This is a genomic window from Metaclostridioides mangenotii, from assembly GCF_017873185.1.
Taxonomy (GTDB): domain Bacteria; phylum Bacillota; class Clostridia; order Peptostreptococcales; family Peptostreptococcaceae; genus Metaclostridioides; species Metaclostridioides mangenotii.
The window spans coordinates 726,065-752,280 of record NZ_JAGGJX010000001.1 but is presented as its reverse complement, the minus strand read 5'-3'; the positions used below and the strand labels follow the sequence as shown (position 1 = coordinate 752,280).

Below are 26,216 nucleotides of genomic sequence, written 5' to 3'. Positions count from 1 at the left end.
ACATTAGGAGGGATTACTTTGAATTTGAATAACATAACAAATTATATTCAGAGTATTTGTGAGAATATTTCTAATGTACTCGACGTAGATGTAACTCTGGTTACTAATGATTTAACAAGAATAGCAGGAACAGGAATATTCAAAGATAAGATAGGTGAGACTATCACTGAAAAGTCTGCCTACTCTATGGTTTTGCAGACTGGTGAGTCATATGTTATCGTCAAAGAGCTGGATGAAAAATGTAATAATTGTTCAAACAGAGAGAGTTGCAAAGAGCTTGCAGATATCTGTACACCTGTTAAACTAGAAGATCAAATACTTGGAATTTTGGGCGTTGCTGCTTTTAGCGAAGAGCAAAAGCACAATATACTATCAAAGGACAAATATCTTACAGAGTTTATTATGAGTATGTCCGATCTGATTTCGTTTAAATTAGATGAGATGTACGATCAAGAAATAAAAACCATGTCTGATGTGGAAAAAGAAGTTATAGAAAAAGCCATTAAGAAATACGGAAGCAATACTGAGGCAATGAAACAGATAGCAGATGTTTTAAATATTGGTATCGCTACGCTTTATAGAAAAGTTAAAAAATACAATTTGAATAATTAGTATTTATTATTTTGAAGAGGTTATCCATCTAAGTTTGGATAATCTCTTTTTTTATGAGCAAATTATAAAAATTTATTGAAATATGCTTTAAAGAGATTCAAAGTTGATTATACTATTAGTATAAGCAATTTATAATTTAGTTAATTTAGTTTAGATAAAGAGGTGTAAAATGGAGAGAATCGATTACATAGATGATATACTTGATATTCAAAGAAAGTTCTATAGTTCTGGTAAAACTAGAAAAGAAGAGTTCGTTTTAACGCAATTAAACGCACTTAAAATGACAATTATTGAGAATGAGGATATAATATTAGAAGCACTTAAAAAAGACCTAAACAAGAGCAATTTTGAAGCTTATGAAACTGAGATAGGAATTATTATTTCAGAAATAAATTATGCAATTAAAAACGTTAAAAGATGGAGAAGACCCGTAAAAGTAAAAACACCTATAATTAATTTTGGATCAAGGGGTTATATTTATAATCAACCTTATGGAAATTGTCTAATAATATCTCCATGGAACTATCCTTTTCAACTGACATTATCGCCTCTCATTGGAAGTATAGCTGCGGGAAATTGCAGTGTAGTAAAGCCTTCAGAGATGTCTCAAAACACTTCTAAAGTTCTAAAAGCTATACTAGAAAAATCATTTGAAAGAGGATATATTGATGTAGTTGAGGGTGGAATTGAGGTAAATGAGTATCTACTAAACAGCAAATTCGACTATATATTTTTTACAGGAAGCCCTAGTATAGGGAAGATAGTAGCTAGGCAAGCATCCGAAAGTCTAACGCCTTTTACATTAGAACTTGGAGGTAAGAGCCCATGTATAGTAGATAAATCTGCGGATATAAAATTAAGTGCTAAGAAGATAGTTTGGGGAAAGCTTATTAATGCGGGACAAACTTGTATAGCTCCTGACTACATATTGGTGAATAGCGAAATAAAGCAAAAACTAATTGAAGAGATGATCTTTTATATAGAAAAGTTCTATACCAAAAATACATTGAGTTGTGATGATTACGTAAGTATCATCAACGAAAAACATTTCAGTAGACTAATAGGATTAATTGATAAAACTAAGGTTGTTTATGGTGGAAATTACAAAAAAGATGCACTTAAAATAGAACCGACAATTCTAGAAAATGTAGTATTAAATGATGAAATTATGCAAGAAGAAATATTTGGACCATTGATACCTATCATAGAATATGGTAATTTTAATAACATAGAAAAAATTGTGTCGGCAAATAAAAACCCTTTGGCATTATATGTGTTTTCAAAAGATAAAGAGTTTGTAAATAAAGTTATAGAAACTATTTCTTTCGGGGGTGGATGTGTAAACGACACTATAATGCATATTACTAACTACAATTTGCCGTTTGGAGGAATCGGAAGAAGTGGTATAGGATCATACCATGGTAAAAAGAGCTTCGATTCATTTTCACATAAGAAGAGTATAATGAAATCAAACTCAAAGATGGATATAAAGTACAAGTACCCACCTTACACTGAAAAAGCTTACTCGCTTATTAAAAAAGTGTTTAATACCCTATAAAGTGTCGGTATAAGATATGGATTTTAACAAAAGGTTTGTTAGTTTAAAAGTCGAAGATTTATTTTTGAAAATTTGAAAGGAAGTGATTGAAATTTTAGGTATAGATATTATTGCAGATATAAAAAAAATGCAGCCCAAAGAATTAGATATAAGTTTAATTGAAGTGAATGAAGATCTAACATTTTTTAAGGTAAAAAATGAAGAGGAAGATAAACTTTCTAGGATTTTACTAGAAAGTTTGATAACAGAAAATATAAAAAAAGAAACTTTAGATTCTTTAGAATTTACAGCAAGTGATGATATTAGAGAAATAAGTGATGAAAAAATATTAAAATCATATGAACTATACAATAATGCTTTAAGTCTGGCATCTGCAAATTACATAACTGGAGCAGAAAGACTTATTGACAAGGCGTATAAAATTTACAACAGAGATGTAGATATATTAAATTTAAGAGGTATTATAAAATTATTAAAATGCGATTTTTCACAGTCATTTAATAGTTTTTACATAAGTTCAGCCTATAAAGATGTAAGTATTTCTAAAAAATATATAGATATATTTACATCAGATGAATTTGAGGTGTTTCTAGAGAGGTACAATCATGCGGCTAGATTTATAAATGAAGGGCTTAACTATGAAGCTATAGAGATACTAGAGAACCTAATCGAGGAGGAACCAGAGTTTTTAAATCCTTATGTAATGCTTTCGCTTATGTTTAATAAGGTAGATAAGTATGAAAAAAGCAATTTAGTGTTGGACAAACTTAGATTTATAGATATAGATAATGAAGTAGTTCAAAAAAGAAGTTTAGATATAGAAAGGGAAGAAGATCAAAAAATAAATGCAGTGTCGAAGTACAAAAGTGATAAAAAGAGTGATAACAAAACATGGAACTCTCCGAAGTTAGCTATCGGAATTTCAATTGTAGCCTTGCTAGCAATAGTTTTTGTATACAACAATAACAGTAAAATAGATGATCTCAACAATAAATTAGAAAAGAAAGAAGCTAAACTAAGCATGCTAGAGGATAAAGTAAATAAAGGTAACGGAGATAAAGAAGCTAAAAAGGTTACAGATAAAGAAGCAGATAAAGAGATAAGTAAAAAGCTATCAAATAAGGATGAAGATGATTTATTTGAGAATGCTTTTAAGCTTAGAAAAGTAGAAGACTACGAAGGAGCTATAAATTACTTCCAGAAGATTGTAGATAATGGAAATAGAAAAAAGTATATCTCAGAGTCTATGTACCAACTTGCAGTGCTTAATTCCAAGATAAAGAACGATGATGAAGCTATAAAGTACTACAAAAAATATATAAATACTTATTCAAAGAATGATACATACTATGATGATTCATATTATGAACTTGGTATGATGTACTATAAAAATGGGGATTTAAAGAATGCTAAAAAGACATTTTACAGTCTAAAAAGCGAAGTACCAGATAGTATGTACAATAATTCAAAAATAAAAGAAATACTTAAAGAAAATTAGAATTCCTCCGTAAAAATGATAAAATAGCTGTTAGTTTGGAAAATATAATAAAAAATTTAAAAAAAATTTAAGAAGTAAAATGAAAGCATCTATATGTAGAAATCATTTTATGAACAATAATAAAATAAAAATTGCATTTATAAGGATTAAAAACCTAAAAAAATATATAAGTTGGCATCTAAATTGCATGTATATTAAAAGTTTATAGGCAAAACCTATAAATATAAATAAATGTTTACTTTTGCAAGTTATATAAAAAAATGGTCAGATTTTGGCAGAAGTAAGATCTCCTGTTCAATAGTATAAGTTATTTGTCAAATAGCGAAAAATAGAGTCTAGACATATAAAATAAAGAGAATATAATATACATGTAATATAGAGGTTTGAGTATTTTATTAATTCTTAATTTACTATTAGAAATAATAAGTGTTTGAGGATGTAAATCCTGAAGGGAGAATACAATGAGTGAAGTGAGAGACGTCCTACATGAGCGTCAATGGTTAAGATTTAGTTTTATGATTTTGGGGATGGTGGTTTCGGCATTAGGTATAAATGGTTTTTTAAGACCAGCGCACTTACTGAGTGGAGGAGCTACAGGGATTTCTACGTCAATAAACTACATTACAAATATAAATGTAGGATTGTTAACATTTTTAATCAATATACCAATTTTTATTTTAGGTTTTATATATCTTGAAAAAGAGTTTTGCATAATAAGCATGATAAATATGGTGATATTTTCTGTGCTTCTAGGTTTAACTCAAGATATAAGTCAGTATATACCTATACATGATATTTTACTTCAAAGTGTGTATGGAGGAGTGCTATCTGGTCTAGGTGTTGGAATGGTTCTTCGAACAAGATCATCTCAAGGTGGTACAGATATTATCGCGGCAATATTGAAGATAAAAAGAAATATTGAGATGAAAGATACAGGTTTTGCAATAAATGCAGTTATTGTACTTGTAGGAAGCTTTTTATTTGGTTTAGATTTAGCACTGTACACATTAATAGGTTTATTCTTAAATGCGTACACAATGTCATTTATAAAAGATGCACTTAATTATCAAAAATCAGTTATGGTTATATCTAATGAAAATGATATTATAGCTGACGAAATAATGAGGAGTTTAGTAAGAGGCGTTACTTTCTTAAAAGCAGAAGGTGCTTACACTCATGAAAATAAAAAAATAATTTATACAGTAGTTTCTTCTTGTGAGATTCCAAAGATTAAGAGAATCGCACTTAAATACGATAAAAAAGCTTTTATATCTGTAAATGATGTAACTGAAGTTAAAGGTAGAGGATTTAAGGCAAAAGATCTTTAGGATATAAGCGAAAACCGTCGATACTGTTGCTAAATCGAGGTTTGCATAAGTTGGATAAGCAAATAAAAATATTTTATATTTTTACAAGGAATTGTACTAAGATAATTAAAAATTATTTTAGTACAATTTCTTTTTTATTTTATTTTTTGAAATTTAGATTTTTAACTGGATCTTATAAGATAGACTTTATTTTAACCCGAAATTATAATGATTTTGCTTAATACAAAAAACTGCAGAATATATAAGTTATGCAATATATATAGGAAATTCCTTAGCGTTGATATATAATAAAACTATGATTTAGTTTAAGTGACATTGGGGGAGTAGTTTATGAAATTATCTAGTGAACATATGGATGCTTATAGACAGTATCTTAAGTATATAAATGATGTAAATAAATTGGTTAAAAGCGTTGAGAATATGAAGAAGCATTCGTATAAAAAGGAACTTTACGCTACTAGTGAAGAGATATATGAGCTTGAAGGTAAAAAGGAGCTGGAAGAGGAAAATTTGTCTAAGAAAGTGAAACACAAAATTTATAAGTTTTCAAATGGCGACGTCTATATAGGCGAAGTTGAAGGCAGAAATATGAATGGAAAGGGTTTTTATGAATTTTTCCATGTAGATGGTGAAGAAAACTTTATTACCTATTCTGGAGAATTTAAAGAAGGTGAAAAGTACGGGTGTGGAGAATTTAAATTTGAAAATGGAAATGTGTATACAGGATCATTTGAAGAAGATACTATGAATGGTATTGGTCAAATTATGTACAAGAGCAACGATGTATATATTGGAAATTGGAAAGATGGCAAAAAAAATGGATTCGGGATATACATTTGGAGTGATAACTACATTTACGCGGGAGACTTTAAGGACGGAAAAATGGATGGTTATGGCGTTTGTTACGATGAATTTGATGAGATAATTTACAGTGGAGAATGGAAGAATAGCCTAATTGACGGTGTAGGAGTGTATAATTGGGGAAATGGGAAAAGATATGAAGGAGAGTTTTTCCAAGGTAAAAAACATGGAAAGGGAATTTTCTATTTAAATGATGAGCTTGTTTACGATGGGACATGGAAATTTGATAAACCATCTATATTTGATAAAAGTTTAGATGAAATTTTTTCTTTTAGATTGTAGACTAGTACAGCAGTATTTAATGGGGGAGTGTTATATTGAAAAAATTAATAACTGTAATCTTGGTGATTGCTATATTTATATTTTATGACCAAGATATAGTAAATCAATTAATAAATTTAGATACTGTCGATAAAACAAAACAAGAGCAAAGTGTAGTTCAAGATGAACATGTTAATCAGCAGACAGATACAAGTATCGATAATTTTTATAACTTGCAAATTGGAGATAGTGAAAAAACTTTAATCAATGCAATTGGCGATCCTGCAAGAGTTGATAAAAGCGAATACGATTTCAATTGGTATGTATACAATCAGTTCGAAGCTAAATTTTGCATGGTCGGCGTAGAAAATGAAAAAATCGTCGCACTGTACAGTAATAGTATAGACTCAAAAGAGATAAAAAATATAAAAATAAACGGAAATAAAAACCTAATCAGAGAAGTTTACACACCTCTAAAACGAATTAAAAAGGGAAATACTAATTATGTTATTAATTCTAAGGAACAGTATGATATTGTTGAAATTGGAGATAAGTATGTTACAGTTTTTTACGACATATATGAGGGAAATAGAATAACTTCATATGAAGTCGTTACTAAACAGGTTGAAGATAAAATAGCACTTTTTCCAAAAGAGAGTGGAGAGCTTAGAAAATCTTATGAACTTGAGATAATTGATATGGTAAATAGCGTCAGGCAACAGAGAAACTTAAAGAGCCTTGATTACAGTCAAAAAGCTACGATAAGTTCTAGAAAACACTGTAAGGATATGAAGGTCAATAAATTTTTTGATCATATTAATAAAAAAGGCAAGGGACCAGGCGATAGGATGAAAGCTGAAGGTATTATATTTACTTTAGCAGGAGAAAATATTGCAGCAGGTCAATTTAATTCAATTTACGCACATGAAGCGTGGATGAATTCTGAAGGACATAGAAAAAATATTTTGGGGGAATATAAATATATAGGAGTTGGAGTAGAATTTGGTGGAAGTTATAATATGTACTATGGCCAAAACTTCTATAAATAGCAAAATATTTTGAAGGGACTTTAGTTATAATGAAAAAATTAAATATTTCAATGAAGCCAATAAAAGTTACATTCAAGTCAAGTGTTATTGTAGTTTTGGGTATTTTACTTTCAATGGGCCTTTACGCGTGTGATAAGGATGGAGCTAAAGAAACCGTAAAAATGAAAGAAGCAGATAATATCGTTGTTGATCATGGTTCGAGGGAGAAAAAGGTAGTGGCCCTAACTTTTGATGATGGACCTCATCCAAAAGAGACAGATCAAGTGCTTGATGTGTTAAAAGAATACGATATAAAAGGAACTTTTTTCATCGCTGGGAAACATGCTGAGTGGTATAAGAAGCCTCTTATACGAGCTAGCAAAGAAGGTCATGAAATAGGGAATCACACTTTTAATCATTACGATATTAGTACTCTTAGTAGTGAACAATTAGAAGAAGAGATTTTAAAGTGTGAAGAAGCAATAAAATCTGTAACTGGAAAGAAGACTAAATTATTTAGACCTCCTTTTGGAAGCTATAGAAAAAACAATCTAGTGGAAATAGCAGAAAAAAATGGATATAAAATCGTACTCTGGACTGGATTTGACGCTAAAGACTGGAAAAATCCATCAGCAGGAGACATAGCCGATAATATATACAAAAATGTAAAAAATGGAGATATAATATTACTCCATGATTATGGAACAAAAAATACTGTAGAGGCATTGAAAATATTAATACCTAAGATGAAAAAAGATGGGTATAGATTTACTACAGTTTCGGAACTTATAAAGTAGACTTGAAAAATTTAGAGTTTTTTGTTTTGGGGTGATGTTATGAGGGATAATATATATTCTAAATATATAGATGAAGTAAATAAAATTAAACAAAATAGCGGAGTTTACGCTATTTTTTTAGTTGGATCAAGTAAAGCTATAGATTTGAAAAAAGTTGGACAAAGTGTGAATGACATAGACATATTTGTTATTTGCGATAGTGAAGAAAAACAGGTTAGAGTAATAAAAGATATTGATGGGTTAAGTTTTGATATAAATTATTTTTCTAAAAAATATTGCGATGAGATGATAGAAAAAAGAGAGATTTTTTTTATTAATGAGATGGTTGATGCAAAAGTTGCGTATGATAGTATGAATATCTCAAAAGATTTAATAAAATCATGTAAAGATTCATTTGCTAAAGGTCCTAAAAAGTTGATAGCAAGCGAAAAGGACTATATAAAGCAGGAATTATACACTAATCTTTTGAAACTTGCAGATAAACAAAAATATAATGAGATAGAATATCATTTTTTGACGAATTTATTTTTAAAAGATATAATAATTGGGTACTTTAGTATAAACGACATATGGTTGCCGAAAGAAAAAAAATTGCTTAAAGCTTTACATAAAGAAAATAGAGAGCTTTATATATTGTTTGAAAATGCGTACAGAACGAAGGATTATATAGATCTGAATAAAATTTATATATATGTATTTAGAGATGTAGATATTAAAAAATATATTAAGTTAATTTACTAATTAATGAGGTGATATTATGAACCAAGAAAATAAGGATAAAATAAGAAATGCTGTAAGAGATATATTAGAAGCTATTGGAGAAGATCCGACTAGAGAAGGATTAGTCGATACACCTGATAGAGTTGTTAGAATGTATGAAGAGATTTTTTCGGGGTTAAATGAGGATGCTAGTGAACATTTAAAAGTTGTATTTCACGATGAAGATCATGAAGAGCTTGTTATAGTTAAAGACATTCCTTTTTATTCATATTGTGAGCATCATTTAGTACCGTTCTTTGGTAAAGCTCATATCGGATATATACCGAAAGCTGGTAGACTTACTGGTTTATCTAAAATAGCTAGAGTAGTTGAGACTCTTGCAAAAAGACCTCAATTACAGGAGAGAATAACTAAAGAAGTTGCTGATTTAATAATGACTGAATTAAAACCTTATGGAGTTTTAGTTGTAATAGAGGCTGAACATATGTGTATGACTATGAGGGGCGTTAGAAAACCAGGATCAAAAACGATTACATCTGCAGTAAGAGGTGTGTTTGAAAAGGATTTAGCAGTAAGATCTGAGGCTATGAGTTTACTGACAATGAAAAGCTAGTTAGGGGTGGATTTTTTGTTAGAATACGGTAAAAAAACTTATATAATGGGAATTTTAAATGTAACACCAGACAGTTTTTCGGATGGTGGAGATTTTGATAATGTAGATAGAGCTTTAAAACACGCTAAAGAAATGGTAGAACAAGGTGCAGATATTATAGACTTAGGCGGCGAATCTACTAGACCAGGTCACACAGTTATAAGCTCACAAGAAGAAATAGAGAGAATTACTCCTGTAATTAAAAGACTAAAGACTGAAACCTCTATATGTGTTTCTGTAGATACATACAAGTCTGTTGTGGCAGAAGCTGCTTTAAAATTAGGCGTAGAAATGATCAATGATATTTGGGGATTACAAAAAGATGATCTTATGGCTGAAGTAATTGCTAAGTACGACGCGGAAGTTTGCATTATGCACAACCAAGACGGCACTGAGTACAAAGGTGATATAATGGCATCTATTAAGTCTTTTTTAAATAAAAGTATAGAAATTGCATTAAATGCTGGAGTAAAAAAAGAAAAGATAGTACTAGACCCGGGAATAGGGTTTGGAAAAACATTTGAGCAAAATATAGAAGTTTTAAAGAGAATGGTTGAGTTAAAGGATCTTGGATATCCAATACTTTTAGGAACCTCTAGGAAAAGAGTCATTGCAAATGTACTAAATACAGATCCTAAAGATAGAATGGAAGGTACCGTAGCTACTACAGTTTTGGGTATAAAAGACGGGGTAGATATAGTTAGAGTACATGATGTTCTTGAAAACTCTAGAGCTGCTAAGATGGCTGATGCAATTATAAGATAAGGTGGAGAACTATGGATAAAATTTTACTTAATAATTTAGGCTTTTATGGATATCATGGGGTATTATCTGAGGAAAATACTTTGGGACAAAAATTTTTTTTAGATATAGAGTTGTATTTAGATATTCATGAAGCAGGTATATATGATGATATGGATAAGTCTGTTAGCTATGCAGATGTGTACAGTGTAGTAAAACACATAGTTGAGGAGAGAAGATACAATCTTATTGAAGCGTTGGCAGAAAATATTTCCTCAGAAATCTTATCTAAATTTGAATTGATCAAAGAAGTAATGGTGAGAGTTAAAAAACCTGAAGCACCAGTTAACGGTATATACGATTACTTCGGTGTTGAGATAAGGAGATGCAGAGATGAATAAAGTTTATTTGGGCCTAGGGACAAATATGGGTGATAGACATTTAAACTTAAGAAATGCTGTTGAGTTCTTAGATGAATACGAGGGTATAAATATAATAAAGCAGTCTAACGTTTACGAAACCAAAGCTTGGGGATATACTGAACAAGATGATTTTTTAAATATGTGTGTAGAGATTGAAACAGAAATAGATAAATACGACTTGCTTAAAATTTGTCAAGAAGTAGAACAGAAGCTACACAGAAAAAGAATTATTAGATGGGGACCTAGAACGATAGATGTGGATATATTATTTTACAACGATTTTGTATCGGATGATGAGGAACTTATATTACCGCATCCAAGAATAAAACAGAGGGCTTTTGTTTTAATACCTTTGTTGGAATTAGATGAAGATATAATTTTGGAGGGGGAAAATCTTAGACATTATTTAAAACTTCTACCTCGTGGGGATATAGAAGGAGTAAAGGAGTTATAGTAGATGAAGGAAAATATAATAAATGACAAACAGAAAATAATTATTAGATCATTTGATAATGTCATTGATTTAAATAAAGATAAATTGCTAATAGCTGGTCCATGTGCTATCGAAAGTTACGACCAGCTTGTAGAAACTGCGAAATTTGTCAAAAAAACAGGATGCAATGTACTAAGAGGCGGGGCATATAAACCTAGAACTTATCCAGAATCTTTTCAAGGTTTAGGTAAAGAAGGCTTAGAAATACTTAATTCTGTGAAAAACGAGATAAAGATACCAGTTATTACTGAACTTATGGATGTAAGAGACTTAGAATCTTTATACGATGTTGCAGATATAATTCAAATAGGTTCTAGAAATATGCAAAACTTTACTCTGCTTAGTGAAGTTGGGAAGCAGGACAAACCGGTAATGCTCAAAAGAGGGATGTCTTCGACAATTAGAGAATGGATAGGTGCATCTGAGTACATTGCCAACGAAGGAAATAATAAAGTAATAATGTGTGAAAGAGGCATAAGGACTTACAATGATTACACAAGAAATACATTGGATTTGGCAGCAGTGCCAATTATACACAAGGAGACCGGTTTTCCAGTTATTGTAGATCCAAGTCATTCGACAGGAATTAGATTTTTAATAGAACCTATGTCAAAGGCTGCATTAGCTTGCGGTGCAGATGGTTTGATGATAGAAGTTCATCCAGATCCAGATAATGCACTGTCGGATGGAGCACAATCGTTGAATTTTAAAGAATTCGAAGATCTTGTTAAGTCTATAGATTTGTAAATACACCTTTATTAGGGACATTAATCTTTAATAAAGGAGACTCTAATCCACTTTTTTATTAAAGATTAATAGAAAAACACATAAAAAGTCAAATTTAATTAAAATATTTCAAAATAAATAAAAAAATTTATTTTTTAAGAAGGATATCAACATAAAAAGTCGAATTATGTACAAGAGTGATTGACAAATTTACAATATCGTGTAAAATGGAAATGTTAACATAAAAAATAATCACACCAGAAGGTGATAATATGAATGATATGAAAGACATTATAGATGAGGTTAAATCTAGATGTGAGATATCAAGTATAATTTCAGAGTATATGGCAATTAAGCAGTCTGGCTCAAATTATAAGGGATTATGTCCTTTTCATGGTGAAAAGACACCTTCATTTCATATAAACACATCTAAGCAAATTTATAAATGTTTTGGTTGTGGCGAAGGTGGAGATGTAATAAACTTTGTAATGAAGATGGAAAACTTAGACTTTATGGATTCGGTAAAGCTATTAGCTAGTAAATGTGGATTAGAAATAAATACCAATATAAGTGATGATGCTAGATTAAAAATAGAGAAATCCAAAAAGTTTCAAGATGTATACACTGAAGCCGCAAGATTTTATTTTTCGAACTTAACTGAAGGAAGAAATAATGGTTACGATTATTTGAGAAATAGAGGTTTAAGTGACAAAATCATAAAAAAGTTTGGCCTTGGGTTTTCTAAAGATTCATGGAGTAATCTAAAAGAGTTTTTACTTTCAAAAGGATACAATGAAGAGGAATTGCTCGAATGTGGTTTGATTTTAAAAAATAAGGACGGAAGTAATACCTACGACAGATTTAGAAACCGAGTTATGTTTCCTATTTTTGATTATAGGGGAAATATAATAGCTTTTGGTGGTCGAACTTTAGACAATTCAATTCCCAAATATCTAAATTCACCTGAAACATTGATATTCAATAAAAGAGAAAATTTATATGGACTAAATTTTGCTAGAAAGAAAATTGACAATAGAACTATTATACTGGTTGAAGGGTACATGGATTTAATTTCTTTAGTTCAATATGGAGTAGAGAATGTATCCGCAACGCTTGGTACAGCACTTACAGATCAGCAAAGCAGTTTGATAAAAAGATATGTAGACAATGTAGTCATTTCGTACGATTCAGATTCAGCAGGTGTACAAGCTACACTGAGGGCAATTGATATACTTGTAAGATCAGGTATAAACGCCAAAGTATTAAATCTAAGAGATAGCAAGGATCCTGATGAATTTATCAGAAAATACGGAGTTGATGAATATAAGAAAGAAATAGAGAGTGCAAGTCACTATATAAAGTACAAAATCGATAATCTTAAAGGAAGCTATAACCTAAATAGAGATGAGTATAAAGTAAAGTATATAAAAGAAGCTTGCAAGATAATAAAGGCATTAAAGAGTCCTATAGATTCAGATTATTATATAAGTTACTTAAGTCAAACTATGGGCATAAGTATTGACTCTATAAAAAGAGAAGTTTATGGAAATAACTATAATAAATCATATAACAGTAAATTTAATAATAAAATAAAGGAAAAACCTATTGAAAAAGTTGAAGTTAGAACTGATGGTAAAATGGTTTCTGAAAAGTTATTGTTGAGAATAATGTTAGAAAACAAAAAAATAAGGGAAATAATACTATTAAAGATCAATAGCGAGGACTTTTTCTTTGAAAAAAATATAGAATTTGCAAATTTTATTATTAAAAATCGAGAAATGGATAAAATAACTATTGACAAAAATGAAAGTTTTTGTATAGACGAAGAATATATTGAAGATATTAATTCTATATCCTTAAATAATATTGATTTCGAGAATACAAAGGAAATAGATGAAATAATAAATACAGTAAAAAGAAATACACTTGAAACACAAATAGGGAACTTATTAAAAGAGCAAAAAGAACTAGAGAATAATCATGATGCGAAAGAGGTAGATGGTAAAATTATGGAAATAGCTTTGAAAATTGTTGAGATAAATAAAATGTTAAAGAGTTTGTAGTGAAAGGAGGTTTAAGTGTGGAGAATAAATCTATTAAAGAAACAAGTAAAATTGCCGCTAAGAATTTAATTGAAAAAGGGAAAAAACAAGGATCTCTTACACTACAAGAAATTGTAGAAGCACTTTCAGAGACTGAGTTAGATAAAGATAAAATAGAAAGTCTTTATGAAACATTTGGTAACTTTGGAATAGAAGTTATTGATACAAAAGATGGAAAAGCTAGTGCAGATTTCTCATCTAAGGATGATGAACTAGATGTAGGAGCTATTGATGTTCCTAAAGTAGATGAGGATGCAGAAGATGAAGTAGCATCTCCTGAAATAGAAAAAGTTGATTTATCTTTACCTAAAGGTATAAGCATTGATGATCCAGTTAGAATGTACCTAAAAGAAATAGGAAAAATACCTCTACTTAAACCACATGAAGAAGTTGAGTATGCAAAGAGGATGAACGACGGAGACGAGATAGCAAAGCAGAGATTGGTTGAAGCCAACCTTAGACTTGTTGTAAGTATAGCTAAAAGATACGTCGGAAGAGGGATGTTGTTCCTTGATTTGATTCAAGAAGGAAACTTAGGACTTATAAAAGCAGTTGAAAAATTCGACTATACAAAAGGCTATAAATTCAGTACTTATGCAACATGGTGGATAAGACAAGCAATAACTCGTGCAATAGCAGACCAAGCTAGAACTATAAGAATACCGGTTCACATGGTTGAAACGATCAATAAACTTATAAGAGTATCAAGACAATTGCTTCAAGAGTTAGGAAGAGATCCTAAGCCAGAAGAAATAGCTAAAGAAATGGAAATGACTGAAGAAAAAGTTAGAGAGATAATGAAGATAGCTCAAGATCCAGTATCTTTAGAAACTCCAATAGGTGAGGAAGAGGATAGTCACTTAGGTGATTTTATTCCTGATGATGATGCACCAGCACCAGCTGAAGCAGCAGCATATTCTCTACTTAAAGAGCAGATAGAGGATGTACTAGATTCTCTAAACGAAAGAGAGCAAAAAGTATTAAAATTAAGATTTGGGCTTAAAGATGGAAGAGCGAGAACTCTTGAAGAAGTCGGAAAAGAATTCGATGTAACAAGGGAAAGAATTAGACAAATAGAAGCCAAAGCTTTAAGAAAATTGAGACATCCAAGCAGATCGAAAAAACTTAGAGATTACTTAGATTAATATAGAAGAGCTGATAATTAACAGCTCTTTTATAGTTTAAACTTATATAAGATACAGAGGAGGAAGTTTTAACTTGAAATTGACGAGTAGATTAGAAAAGATAGCATCGCTAGTTACAGAAGGAAAAAAAATTGCTGATGTAGGTACTGATCACGGATATATACCTGTATACTTACTAAAAAAAGAAATTATTCCATTTGCAGTACTATCGGATGTAAATAAAGGGCCCCTTGACAATGGTAAGAAATTGGTAATGAAGAACAATTTAATAGAAAAAGTCGATTTCAAACTTGGTTCGGGGATAGATGTACTAGAAAAAGATGAGGTAGACGAAGTTATAATTGCTGGAATGGGTGGAATGCTCATTGCAGATATATTAGAAAATAAGAAGAGTGTATCACATCATTTACAGAAGTTAATTCTACAACCAATGCAGGCACAGTCAAGTTTAAGACAGTATCTTCTTGAGAATGGATATAAAATTATAGATGAAGTACTTGTAAGAGAGGATTTTAGAATATACGAGGTAATTGTAGCTAAATATACAGGAAAAAATACTGTTGTCAAGGATGATATATATTTTGAAGTTGGAGAGCAACTTGTTCAAAATAGAGATCCTCTATTAAAGGATTTTGTAGAAAAGAAGATAAAGTCTTATACAGATATACTTGAGCATTTAAAAGATATAGACAGTGAATCAATAGAAAAAAAGAAAATTGAGACTAAAGCTAAAATAGTTAAACTTGAGGAAATTATAAAAACTATTGAGGAGTGATCAAATGAAATTACAAAAATTAGTAAAAGTAATTGAGGAGAAATATCCAGTTAATTTGGCCTACGGTTGGGATAATGTAGGTTTGCTAGTTGGAGATTTGGACATCGAAATAAAAAAAGTACTAGTTAGCATTGAAGCCAATGATAAACTTGTTGAAGAGGCAATAGAGAAAGATGTGGATTTAATAGTTACACATCACCCATTTATATTTAGCAAAATAAATAGGGTTACTACTTCTGACTATAAGGGTAAGCTGATACATAAACTAATAAAAAACGATATAGCAATCTATAGTACACATACCAATTTTGATATCGCATTTGACGGATTAAATGATTATTTTATGACGTTATTGGGAATCGAGGAAAGTGCAATACTAGATGTGACGTATTCAGAGCAGCTTTACAAACTAGCTGTATATGTTCCAAAAGATCACGTGGAGAATGTTAGAGATACGATATGTGATGCTGGAGCTGGATATATAGGCAATTATAGCCACTGTACCTTTAATATAGATGGTAATGGTACATTTATGCCACAAGAGGGCACTAAACCTTTTATAGGGGCTATAAACGGTTTAGAGAGAGTAGAAGAAATTAAGGTCGAGACAGTTGTACCTCAAAAGATTTTAAATAATGTTTTAGGCGAAATGTTAAAATCACATCCATATGAAGAAGTTGCATATGATTTATATAAAATAGAAAATAAAGGTAAATCTTTTGGCCTTGGAAGAGTTGCGAACTTAAATGAAAAAATAACATTAGAAGAGCTGGCAAATTTAATTAAAGAAAAATTAAAAATGAAGCATATAAGAGTTGTAGGAGACTTAAATACAGATATAACGAGGGTTGCAGTGGTAACGGGGTCAGGAAGTAGCTATGTTAAAGACGCTAAAAATAAAGGCGCTCAAGTTTTAATTACAGGCGACCTTAAATACCATGAGGCTCAGGACGCATTAGATATTGGAATGACTATAATTGATTGTGGCCATTTCGAAAGTGAGTATATATTTAAAGATATTATGAAGGCATTTTTAGTCGAAAAAGTCGATTTGGAAGTAATTCAAAGCGAAGTAGATTTAAATCCAATTAAAACAATATAATTTTAAAATAATTTCAATATAGATTTAAAAGTCCATTTCAACTAAAATAATATATACAGTTTTTTTAAAAAAGATATTGACAATTTTATGAAAATTGAATATTATTATATCAATACAAAAATAAATAATAACCCTTTGATGAGGGAGAGTAATCAAATTTAGGTTCAAAATAGAGAGTTGAGGGTGGTGGAATCTCAACAAGAAAAAATTTGGTGAATGGGCCTCTGAGGAATTGACTGAAATTGTGCAAACAATACTAGGTTTAATCGGGATGACGCACGTTATAGCGGATAGGGTATGATAGTACCTGAAAATGAGATGTATAGAGATTTTAATATATTAGAATCACTGTATAATTTAGGTGGCAACGCGGATAATCTCCGTCCTATTGATTTAGGACGGAGTTTTTTTATTTTCAAAATATAATATGGAAAGTTAAAATTTATCATTAAAGAATATTAATCTTACAGGAGGTGAAGAGATGTTGTGAACAGTGAATGAATACAAGAATAAGTACAATTTTAAAACAAATACAAATAATTTAAATTTATGGAGGAAAGAATATGAAAACAAATACAAGAAAATTAGTTTTAAACTCAATACTACTGGCAATAGGTTTACTGTTACATCAACTTACACCAGCCTTAGGATTTCCAATACAGCCTGATATGGCACTTGCAATGATGTTTGTAATAATGGTTTTAAATAAAGACGATTATAAAACTTGCCTGGTAGCAGGAATAATAACAGGAGTATTTACAGCACTGACTACAAAGTTTCCAGCAGGTCAAATACCAAATATCCTTGATAAGACAATAACTGTAAATGTAATGTTCGCTTTTATGTATATTGTTTACAGATTACCTTTTTTAAAAAAATTAAGCGAAAAGAAAAAAGATACGATAGTAACAAGCTTACTTCTTCCAATAGGAACTCTAGTAAGCGGAACATCATTTTTACTTGCAGCAAAGCTTATAGTCGGTCTACCAGGACCGTTTTCAGCTTTATTTGTGGTAGCAGTGCTTCCTGCAACAGTTTTAAATCTAGTAGCTGGATTATTCCTATTTAAAGTGGTTAAAATGACATTGAGTAGAGCTGTTTCTGCATAAAATAATAATTTTACAAATTTGTTAAAATATTCAAAAAATGTCATAATTAAAAAATTTATATATTTTGTATCTAGTTGTAAATAATGTATTTGACTTAAACCATAATTTTTATTTAAATTATACAAATACTAATTACAGAAACATAAAACTAGAGAGGAGAAAATATAAATGTTTAATATGTCAAAAAAATCAATGATGGCAGAAGCAGTAATGCCGAAAAAAAGATCAATGATGAAGACTTCAATGATGATAACAGGAGCCACACTAGCTGGAGTAGGAGCATATGCGTCATACAAAGCTATAAAAAACCGCAATGAACAAAATCAAATGAACATGGCATTTGACGATGATTATGGATACAACGATTTTGACTTTGACTACAGTCCACACTACGATAATTGTCATAGACAACACAAAAATGATTATAATGAATTAAAAGAAAAAGTAAATGAATTCAACAATTCTCATAAAGTAAGTAGTGGAGATCATAATCATCAACACCATCATGAAAATCATAGTGGACACAATTTTCATATAAAAGCAAAAGAAGAAGTAGAGAAAAGTGACCCAGTAAAATTTGAAAGCAAAGTGGATAATAAAGAAGAAAGCAAGAAAAATAACAATGCAATTAAATAAAACAACTTTGCTATTAATAAAAAATTAGAGTGATATTAAATAAATCACAATATAAAAAAGATCTATAAATTATAAATTTATAGATCTTTTTTTATATCCTTTAGTGGCCAGTGAGTCTACTTTGACCAAATTTTTCTTTAAGAGGAGTACCGAATTTATTGATAGGTCCCTTCAAGAATACATTGACTCCAATTGCAACTAACATAAATATAAGCATTGCAATAATGTCTTTGATCAAGTTTGGCATATAAATGCCACCGAGAGCTTCCCTAGACGCTGATATAGCATAAGTAAATGGTAGTATGGGATTTATTAATTGGAAGAACTTTGGCGTAACTTGTATAGGGAATGTTCCCCCAGCAGCGGCAATTTGAAGTACTAATAGTACAATCGCCATAGCCTTTCCAATATTACCAAATACTGAAACCAGTGAGTAAACTATAAAGTTAAATACCATACTAGTAAACATTAAAAGCAATACAAATAGTATTGGATGAACCATCTTTACTCCGAGTAAAAGTATATCCCCGACTCCAATTATAAAACCTTGAATCAGAGCTATACTTAAAAATGTAAGCGCTCTTCCAAAATAAGCTTCATAAGGTTTATAATTTCCTTTAACAGTTGTAGTTAAAAGAGCAGATAATAGTAAAATTCCTACCCAAGTTGATAATACACTGTAAAATGGAGTCATAGCAGCCCCATAATTTTCTATAGGGAAAAGCTTGTTGGTTTCTACTTTGACAGGTTCCCTTAAAAATTCTGATTTAGATAAAATGTCGCTTTCTAGAAGTTCAACTAACTTTTGCATATCTTCGCTATTATTTATCTTATCTAAAACATCTACAATTTCGTCGACCATTCCTTTAGCAACAGGAAGTTTTTCTTGGACAAGTTTAATTGTATCATCAGCATCTTTTGATAGATCTAAACAAAGTGTAAGTATTTCTTCAACTTTTGGAAGTTTGTTCTCAGCTTTGTCTAGTACTTTTATAATATCATTGGCAACCTTAACTCCACCTTCAAATATGCTGTTTATAGGTTTCATAATATCTCTGTCAAAATTATTTAGTAAATTTGATCCAAGTGAACCTATATCATCACAAATCTTTTTAAGATTATTTAAAGAATCAATTGAAGGTTTTTGTCCATTTGCAATCTGTGTTTTAATATCATTTACTGTGCTTATAGCACTGTCTGTATTTGAGTTTATATTTTCTAATTTATTAATTACATTTGTAAATGAATGTAGGCTCGATAATTCATCTAGCTTTCTAACAAAATCCAACAGAGTTTGGTTTAGAGACTTAATGCTCGATAGTTTGTTGTATATATTATCGAGTATCTTAGCAGCGTCTTCACTTCCGTTATTAACTGCATTTACTAGATCTGATGTAAGTGTCGAAGCAGAAGAAGATATATCTACAATCAAGTTTAGATCCGATTTAATTAGTGGAGCTATTCTATTTGCATTATTATTTGTATCTTGTAAGAATTCTTTTATATCATTTGATAGATTCTTGGTATCATTAATAGTATTCTTTATTGTAGGTAGATCGCTTTTTACATCGTTTATTGTATCATTTAATTTTGATGTAGCTTTAGAAGCAGTTCCCATTGTTTTATCTATGTTTGAGAATTTTCCCTGTAAATCTTTAAGTGAATTCTCTACTTTAGATAATTTTGGCAGTTCTTTTTCTAATCCTACCCCGATTTCATTTGAAAATCCTAGAATGATTTCACTTACAGTTTTAATTACTGTTTGATTTACCTGAAGTTGGATAGTTGATGCTCCTTTTTCAGTAATTTTTGGTGCAATTGCGTTTATTTTTTCATTTACAGTATAGATGATAGTACCTTTTTTCACATCCGATGTTATTAAAGAAGTTAAATCTTTTGAAAAATCTTCTGGAATAATTACTGAGGCGTAGTATTTACCACTTTTAACGCCTTCAATCGCTGTCTTTTCATTTACAAATTGCCAACCTAAGCTGTCGTTGTCATGAAGTTTTACTATTAACTGATCACCGACATTAATCTTTTGGTTTGATATTTCTGTCCCCTTATCTTTATTAGTGATAGCAACTAGCATATTTTTTGTATTTCCATATGGATCCCATGATGCTTCTATATTAAACCATGCGTACAGTGATGGAAGTAGTGCTAGACCTGTTACAATAACAAGGACAGTGTAGTTTCCCTTGATATCTTTTAAATCACCTTTAAAAATTTCAAGAATATTCTTCAAAAATCTCACCTCCTTAGCGTATATTCTGAAAATAAATTTTTATAATCAATAGTAGATTATATTCCTTTTTTTGCAATTAGTAAAGTGGTATTTTACGTATCATTGAAATACTAATATTTCTGAAAAATTAATCAAATTAAAATATCTAAAAAAAATGTATTTGCCACCGTAACCAGCAGCTCGGTAGAAAAAAGAATTTAGGCTATTTTACCATTGAGTCTAATATATTTGCAACTATACGTGAAGATGTATCATAAGAGTGAGTGTAAGAATTTCAAATTAATGTTATGTATACTTTTATAAAAATGAAGCTTAAATTAACCAACCATTGTCTATACTACTCATAGGAAGGTGATTGTATGGATACATTTGATAAAAAAGGGGAGATAATGTGGGTTTCATACAAACTTAACAATTGCAAGGTTCTTATTACTATATTATAATAAAAAAGCAGATTATTTATAATACGGTAACATCGTTTATTATATATAGGAATTATATATAGGAAAGACTTATTGGTATAGAATCACTAAATTTTTAAATGAAAGTAGGTGATGGGTTAATTCTTCCACATTCTTAAATGAAATGCTGGTTTTCCTAACCTTTAAAATATGAAAAAACTTAAAATGAATTGGAATTTATGGACGGAAGGACTTCTTTTTGTCATTACCGTTATTTTTATTTATAAAGTTGTTGCTAATTTACAACCGATTATAGAAAATATTCGGAGCTTTTTAGGTGTTATTTCTCCATTTATTATTGGAATCATTATCGCTTATTTTTTGAATGTTCCTTGTAATTTGGTGGAAAAGCAAATTTCTAAAGTAAAATACCAATTTATAGTAAAACGAGCTCGGATTATTAGTGTGCTAGCAATATATTTGGGTGCAATTCTTATAATTATGCTTATTATCAGTTATGTTTTTCCAATTATAATAAAAAATATTTTAGAAATTGCTAGAGATATTCCTTTTTACCACTATGACATTATTCAGTGGGTTGGAAATTTAGATGTAAGTAGTTTTATAGGTTTTTTTGATTTAAAAGCTGCTTTGGAATCTTTCCTTAGTACATACTCAGTGCAAGACATACTTATTCATATTACTACAGGAATTGGTTCTATTAGTGGATATGCGTTGGGGATGACTTCAAGGGTTGTTAATCTTTTTTTAAGTATTATTATTTCTATATATACATTATTATATAAGGATCTTTTAATAGCGACAATAGATAGAATTGCAAAATTATTTATAAAAAAGCGCTCACTTGAAATTATTAAATCGTATCTCTATCAAACAAATGAGATTTTTTACAAATTCATTTCTACACAATTTTTGGATGCGTGTATTTTAGGAGTACTGGCTACAATTATATTAGCATCAATAGGTGTCAAATATGCCGTAACATTAGGTATTTTATTAGGTATATGTAATATGATACCTTATTTTGGCTCTATGTTTGCATCTATTGTAACGGTAATTATTACCTTTTTAACAGGTGGAGCAACCCTTGCGATTATAACTGGAATTTCTTTATTAATTTTACAGCAAATTGATGGAAATATCATTGGACCAAGATTAATGGGAGGCGCTCTGAATATGAATCCAATTTTGATTATTCTTTCTATCACTATTGGAGGAGCTTATTTCGGAGTTATAGGTATGTTTTTATCTATTCCAATTGCAGCAATGCTAAAAATTATATTTAATAACTTTATCGAATTGCGTGAGAAAAAAATATTTACTAATGAAGGTAATAAATATAAATAAACATTTTTAAGGACTAGGACTAGATTAACATACTAGTTCTTTTTTTATGCTTAAATACACCATACATTGACTATACTACTTATAGGACGGTGATAGTATGGATATAAACTCTCTGCAAAAAAGTATACAGATTTAGATACAATATGTATAATAGTATATAAAATATAGGTGCATTCGAAAGGGTGCGCCTATAATACTTTTACATAGAGGTGATATTAAAATGGAATTTAAAAACAATAGTATAAAAGAAAAATTAACAACAGTTGAAAAAGAATTAACCGATAGACTTATTGGACAAGATAAATTTATTTCAGATTTATGTAGCTTCTTCTACGAGAAGTTTAAAAATAATGAATGTGGGATGTTATTTTTAATAGGCGATGAAGAGACTGGAAAGAAAACTAGCGTTAGGACAATCTTTGAATCAATTGATTACTCAAAGCCCCAAAACTCAAACAGCTCAAATAATACAAAGATAGTTGAGCTTGATCTATCATCATACAGTTTTAACTTTGGTTACTACGCATTCTTGACTGATTTATATGAGGCGTTGAATAGTGATACAGAATGTATACTATTTAAGCACGCAGATAAAGCTGATGCAGATACGATCAGGATACTTTCGAAAATACACCCAAATAGCCATATCGAGCTTGACGATGAGTATGTAGTAAAAAATAAATTTATGGTTAAAGCATCTGATGGCGATAAAAATTCTATAAAGAGTATGGATTGTAAAGATAAATTTTTAGTATTTACAGCAAATGATCTTTTCTTTGATTTAGAAAAAACTATGGGAAGCGAGTTTATCAAAAAAGTAGATGCACTTCTTTACACTAAACAATTAAACAAAGAAGAAAAGAGTGAGCTTCTTGAAAGAGAAGTAATAAATGCAATAAAAACAATTGAAAGTCAGTTTAAGGTAGATATAGTGGCTCAAAGAGGAGATACTGATGAATACACAAAACTGTATAAATTTATTCAAAAGAATTACAGAAGAGATAGTAACTTTGGTGTTTCAGAATATGTATCGTATATTTTTACAAAACCTATAACTAACTTAATGTATAGAAAGTCAGATGAAGGAATTAAAACTGCTGCGATATACGTGGAAAATGAAGATATATTCTGTAAATTTCACGGTGAAAGCTACAATCTAAGAGACTATTCGACGCCGACTTTAGAGGAAGCCAAATACAAATTAAATTCAATAATAGGAATCAAAGATTTGAAGAATTTTATAGACAACATAAAGACAAATTACAAAGTACAAAAGATAAGGGAGAGACTTGGGCTTCAAACTTCAAATATATCTCTTAATATGATATTTGCTGGAAATGCAGGAACTGGAAAAACAAATGTTGCAAGGATTACTTTTGAGTATTTAAATGCACTAGGAGTGTTGTCAAAAGGAGTATTTAAAGAAGTAAGTAAGGCAGACTTTATAACAGAAAATACTGCTGATGTAGCTAAGAGAACAAATGATATAATAACTTCGGCTATTGGTGGAGTTTTATTTGTAGATGAGGCATATTCACTTTGTGAAAGCGATGAAGATAAGGTTGGAAAAGAAATTGTAGATGCACTTTTAAAGGGAATAGAAGACAATAGAGATGATTTAGTAGTGATACTAGCTGGTTATGAAGAAGATATGGAGAAATTTTTAAGCTTTAATCAAGGACTTAAATCTAGATTCCCAAACTGGATTCATTTTGAGGACTACAATCCAAGAGAAATGTACGAAATAGCTGTAAATATAGCAGATTCTAAAGGATATAGAATAGCTAATGATGTAAAGATAGGACTTATTGATCTGTTTGAGAGAAATCAGTTTGCAGGTAAAAATGATCTGGGAAATGCTAGATTTGTAAGAAATGTAGTTGAAAACGCGATAATGGATGCTTCTAAAAAATACTTAACAAATAGAGAGAAAGAAATAGATTTACTAGAAAAGGATAACTTCAACTTTAAAGTAAACACTAAGTTTGATCTTGAAAATAAATTAAAAGAACTTATAGGACTACCACAAGTTAAAGATTTACTTAGAAGTCAGTACAAACTTATAATAGCTCAGGAGAAACGAAGAGCTGCAGGTATAAATACAAAAGTAGAGCAGAATTTAAATATGGTATTTGTAGGAAATTCAGGTACTGGTAAAACTAGTGTTGCAAGGATTGTAGCCGAAATGTTAAACAGTATGGGAGTACTTAAGTTAGGACAGCTTATAGAGACAAATAGATCTAGTTTTGTGGCGGAAACTCTTGTAGACACTCCTAAAAAAACTGAAGATAAGTTCAAAGAAGCAATAGGTGGGATACTTTATATTGATGAAGCTTATACACTTTGCAGTGATCACATAGGAAAGCTTGCATTTGAGAACTTGCTAAATTTAATAAACACATATTCGGATGATGTAATAGTAATTTTATCTGGCCATGAAGATAAGATGAAGGAGTTTTTTGAATCAAATAGTGGATTGCAATCTAAATTCCCTCTTTGGACAGTTTTTGAAGACTACGAGCCTAATGAACTTTTTGACATGGCAACTAGACTTATAGAATCAAAAGGATTTAGAATATCAAACTCTGGATTTAAAGCACTGAAAAATAGCTTTATATTTGTAAGCGATAGCATAGAAGAACAGTCTAGAAATGGCCGTTTGGTTAAAAATTATGTTGAAGATATAATAAGAAATCAAAGTATAAGAGTTGCTGAAAAAGAGTCGAATATTTATGATATGAACTTAATTATTTCTACAGATATAGATAAAAGCAATATAATAAATACAGACAGTGAATTTAATTTAGAGGACAATTTAAATAGATTAACTTTTAACGAAGATATTAAGAAATTCTTTAGAGAACAGTATAAATTCATAAAAATACAAAATAAAAGAAAAAAATATGGGCTTTATAGAGATTCTAGAAATTATCAAAATATGATTTTGGTTGGAGAACAGGGGACAGGTAAAAAACCTGCAATTAAATTGATTTCTAAAATGTACTATTCTTTAGGGTTTATTGATTACAAAAAACCTGTAATTTTAGATAGCGCAGAGATAATAAGCGCATACGAAAATAAAGAGAGCGTATACGATTTACTAAATAAACATCTAGGAAAAATACTGATAATAGACAGAGTAAATAAGTTTTTTGAAGATAATAGACACAAAGAAATACTGCAATATGTTTATAAATTTGTTGAGGAAAACAGCAAAAAAATAATAGTTGCCTTTATCGATGAATCTGAAAAATACGATAAAAATTTAACAGAATATAAATCACAGAATTATATATTTCCTATACTTCTTAAGTTTGGAAATAGAGGACCTCATGAGTTATATAATTTGACACATAATCTAATAAATGAAAGCGGGTTAATGTTAGAAAAAGATATAGAATGTTTCCTTGAAAAGACCATTGAAGATTTGTATTTTAGCGATTTAATAGGTCTGAAAAACAGTAGAATAGCTGAGGCTTTTGTAGATGTTTTAATCAGAGTTCAGAGTTCTAGAATTTTTGATAATAAAATTGGATTTGAAGGCATAAACTTAATAAACAAAGATGATGTAGTGGGAAGTAAAGAAAGAATAATAGACCAATATAAAAAATAGAGAATCTTCTTCTAATTTTT

The 26,216-nt window shown here is 30.0% G+C and carries 22 protein-coding genes and 1 other annotated feature; of the genes, 21 read left to right on the top strand and 1 reads right to left on the bottom strand.

Annotation, left to right across the window (positions count from 1 at the left end):
- The first annotated feature begins 18 nt into the window (after positions 1-18).
- The 19 genes from J2Z43_RS03590 (at position 19) to J2Z43_RS03500 (ending at position 18,566) form a co-directional block, all read left to right on the top strand.
- Positions 19-612, top strand: a complete 594-nt coding sequence (locus J2Z43_RS03590; RefSeq protein ID WP_027701844.1) for a GAF domain-containing protein — start codon at positions 19-21, stop codon at positions 610-612.
- Positions 613-781: 169 nt separating this feature from the next.
- Positions 782-2,170 carry an aldehyde dehydrogenase gene (locus tag J2Z43_RS03585; protein ID WP_234925954.1) on the top strand — a complete coding sequence of 463 codons (1,389 nt, stop codon included), beginning with the start codon at positions 782-784 and terminating at the stop codon, positions 2,168-2,170.
- 82 nt (positions 2,171-2,252) lie between these two features.
- Positions 2,253-3,668: a tetratricopeptide repeat protein gene (locus J2Z43_RS03580; protein ID WP_327786916.1), complete on the top strand. Its 1,416-nt coding sequence runs from the start codon at positions 2,253-2,255 to the stop codon at positions 3,666-3,668.
- A 461-nt stretch (positions 3,669-4,129) separates the two neighbouring features.
- Complete coding sequence (locus tag J2Z43_RS03575; protein ID WP_027701847.1) at positions 4,130-4,996, top strand: YitT family protein; 867 nt, start codon at positions 4,130-4,132, stop codon at positions 4,994-4,996.
- A gap of 330 nt (positions 4,997-5,326) precedes the next feature.
- Positions 5,327-6,139: an MORN repeat-containing protein gene (locus tag J2Z43_RS03570; RefSeq protein ID WP_209455882.1), complete on the top strand. Its 813-nt coding sequence runs from the start codon at positions 5,327-5,329 to the stop codon at positions 6,137-6,139.
- A 35-nt stretch (positions 6,140-6,174) separates the two neighbouring features.
- Positions 6,175-7,167 (top strand): CAP domain-containing protein, encoded by a 993-nt coding sequence (locus J2Z43_RS03565; RefSeq protein WP_209455881.1) that lies wholly within the window; start codon positions 6,175-6,177, stop codon positions 7,165-7,167.
- Positions 7,168-7,196: 29 nt separating this feature from the next.
- The gene (locus J2Z43_RS03560) at positions 7,197-7,943 is read left to right on the top strand and encodes a polysaccharide deacetylase family protein (RefSeq protein WP_234925953.1); all 747 of its coding nucleotides are present in this window, start codon (positions 7,197-7,199) and stop codon (positions 7,941-7,943) included.
- Positions 7,944-7,982: 39 nt separating this feature from the next.
- Positions 7,983-8,684, top strand: a complete 702-nt coding sequence (locus J2Z43_RS03555; protein ID WP_209455880.1) for a hypothetical protein — start codon at positions 7,983-7,985, stop codon at positions 8,682-8,684.
- Between the two features lie 16 nt (positions 8,685-8,700).
- Positions 8,701-9,276 (top strand): GTP cyclohydrolase I FolE, encoded by a 576-nt coding sequence (folE, locus tag J2Z43_RS03550; RefSeq protein WP_024620553.1) that lies wholly within the window; start codon positions 8,701-8,703, stop codon positions 9,274-9,276.
- Between the two features lie 15 nt (positions 9,277-9,291).
- Positions 9,292-10,080 carry a dihydropteroate synthase gene (folP, locus tag J2Z43_RS03545; RefSeq protein WP_209455879.1) on the top strand — a complete coding sequence of 263 codons (789 nt, stop codon included), beginning with the start codon at positions 9,292-9,294 and terminating at the stop codon, positions 10,078-10,080.
- A gap of 11 nt (positions 10,081-10,091) precedes the next feature.
- Positions 10,092-10,457: a dihydroneopterin aldolase gene (gene folB, locus J2Z43_RS03540; protein ID WP_209455878.1), complete on the top strand. Its 366-nt coding sequence runs from the start codon at positions 10,092-10,094 to the stop codon at positions 10,455-10,457.
- Entirely contained in the window at positions 10,450-10,932 is a 483-nt protein-coding gene (folK, locus tag J2Z43_RS03535; protein WP_209455877.1) for a 2-amino-4-hydroxy-6-hydroxymethyldihydropteridine diphosphokinase, read from the top strand. The genes folB and folK overlap by 8 nt, the downstream gene beginning before the upstream one ends.
- A 3-nt stretch (positions 10,933-10,935) precedes the next feature.
- Positions 10,936-11,718, top strand: coding sequence for a 3-deoxy-7-phosphoheptulonate synthase (gene aroF / locus J2Z43_RS03530; RefSeq protein WP_209455876.1), 783 nt, complete (start codon positions 10,936-10,938; stop codon positions 11,716-11,718).
- 251 nt (positions 11,719-11,969) lie between these two features.
- Positions 11,970-13,760, top strand: coding sequence for a DNA primase (gene dnaG / locus J2Z43_RS03525; RefSeq protein ID WP_209455875.1), 1,791 nt, complete (start codon positions 11,970-11,972; stop codon positions 13,758-13,760).
- Between the two features lie 17 nt (positions 13,761-13,777).
- The gene (gene rpoD / locus J2Z43_RS03520; protein WP_209455874.1) at positions 13,778-14,944 is read left to right on the top strand and encodes an RNA polymerase sigma factor RpoD; all 1,167 of its coding nucleotides are present in this window, start codon (positions 13,778-13,780) and stop codon (positions 14,942-14,944) included.
- A gap of 73 nt (positions 14,945-15,017) precedes the next feature.
- Positions 15,018-15,719: a tRNA (adenine(22)-N(1))-methyltransferase gene (locus J2Z43_RS03515; RefSeq protein ID WP_209455873.1), complete on the top strand. Its 702-nt coding sequence runs from the start codon at positions 15,018-15,020 to the stop codon at positions 15,717-15,719.
- A 4-nt stretch (positions 15,720-15,723) separates the two neighbouring features.
- The gene (locus J2Z43_RS03510; RefSeq protein ID WP_209455872.1) at positions 15,724-16,821 is read left to right on the top strand and encodes a Nif3-like dinuclear metal center hexameric protein; all 1,098 of its coding nucleotides are present in this window, start codon (positions 15,724-15,726) and stop codon (positions 16,819-16,821) included.
- A 126-nt stretch (positions 16,822-16,947) separates the two neighbouring features.
- Positions 16,948-17,212, top strand: a binding site (T-box leader).
- 172 nt (positions 17,213-17,384) lie between these two features.
- Complete coding sequence (locus tag J2Z43_RS03505; RefSeq protein WP_209455871.1) at positions 17,385-17,930, top strand: tryptophan transporter; 546 nt, start codon at positions 17,385-17,387, stop codon at positions 17,928-17,930.
- Between the two features lie 168 nt (positions 17,931-18,098).
- Complete coding sequence (locus tag J2Z43_RS03500; protein ID WP_209455870.1) at positions 18,099-18,566, top strand: hypothetical protein; 468 nt, start codon at positions 18,099-18,101, stop codon at positions 18,564-18,566.
- Positions 18,567-18,666: 100 nt separating this feature from the next.
- On the opposite strand, the gene J2Z43_RS03495 is transcribed toward J2Z43_RS03500, so the two are convergent.
- On the bottom strand, positions 18,667-20,823 hold the full coding sequence (locus tag J2Z43_RS03495) for a YhgE/Pip domain-containing protein (RefSeq protein WP_327786915.1): 2,157 nt from the start codon (positions 20,821-20,823) through the stop codon (positions 18,667-18,669).
- Positions 20,824-21,425: 602 nt separating this feature from the next.
- Between J2Z43_RS03495 and J2Z43_RS03490 the strand changes: the two genes are divergently transcribed.
- Positions 21,426-22,583: an AI-2E family transporter gene (locus tag J2Z43_RS03490; RefSeq protein ID WP_209455868.1), complete on the top strand. Its 1,158-nt coding sequence runs from the start codon at positions 21,426-21,428 to the stop codon at positions 22,581-22,583.
- 220 nt (positions 22,584-22,803) lie between these two features.
- Positions 22,804-26,196, top strand: coding sequence for an AAA family ATPase (locus J2Z43_RS03485; RefSeq protein ID WP_209455867.1), 3,393 nt, complete (start codon positions 22,804-22,806; stop codon positions 26,194-26,196).
- Positions 26,197-26,216: the final 20 nt, after the last annotated feature.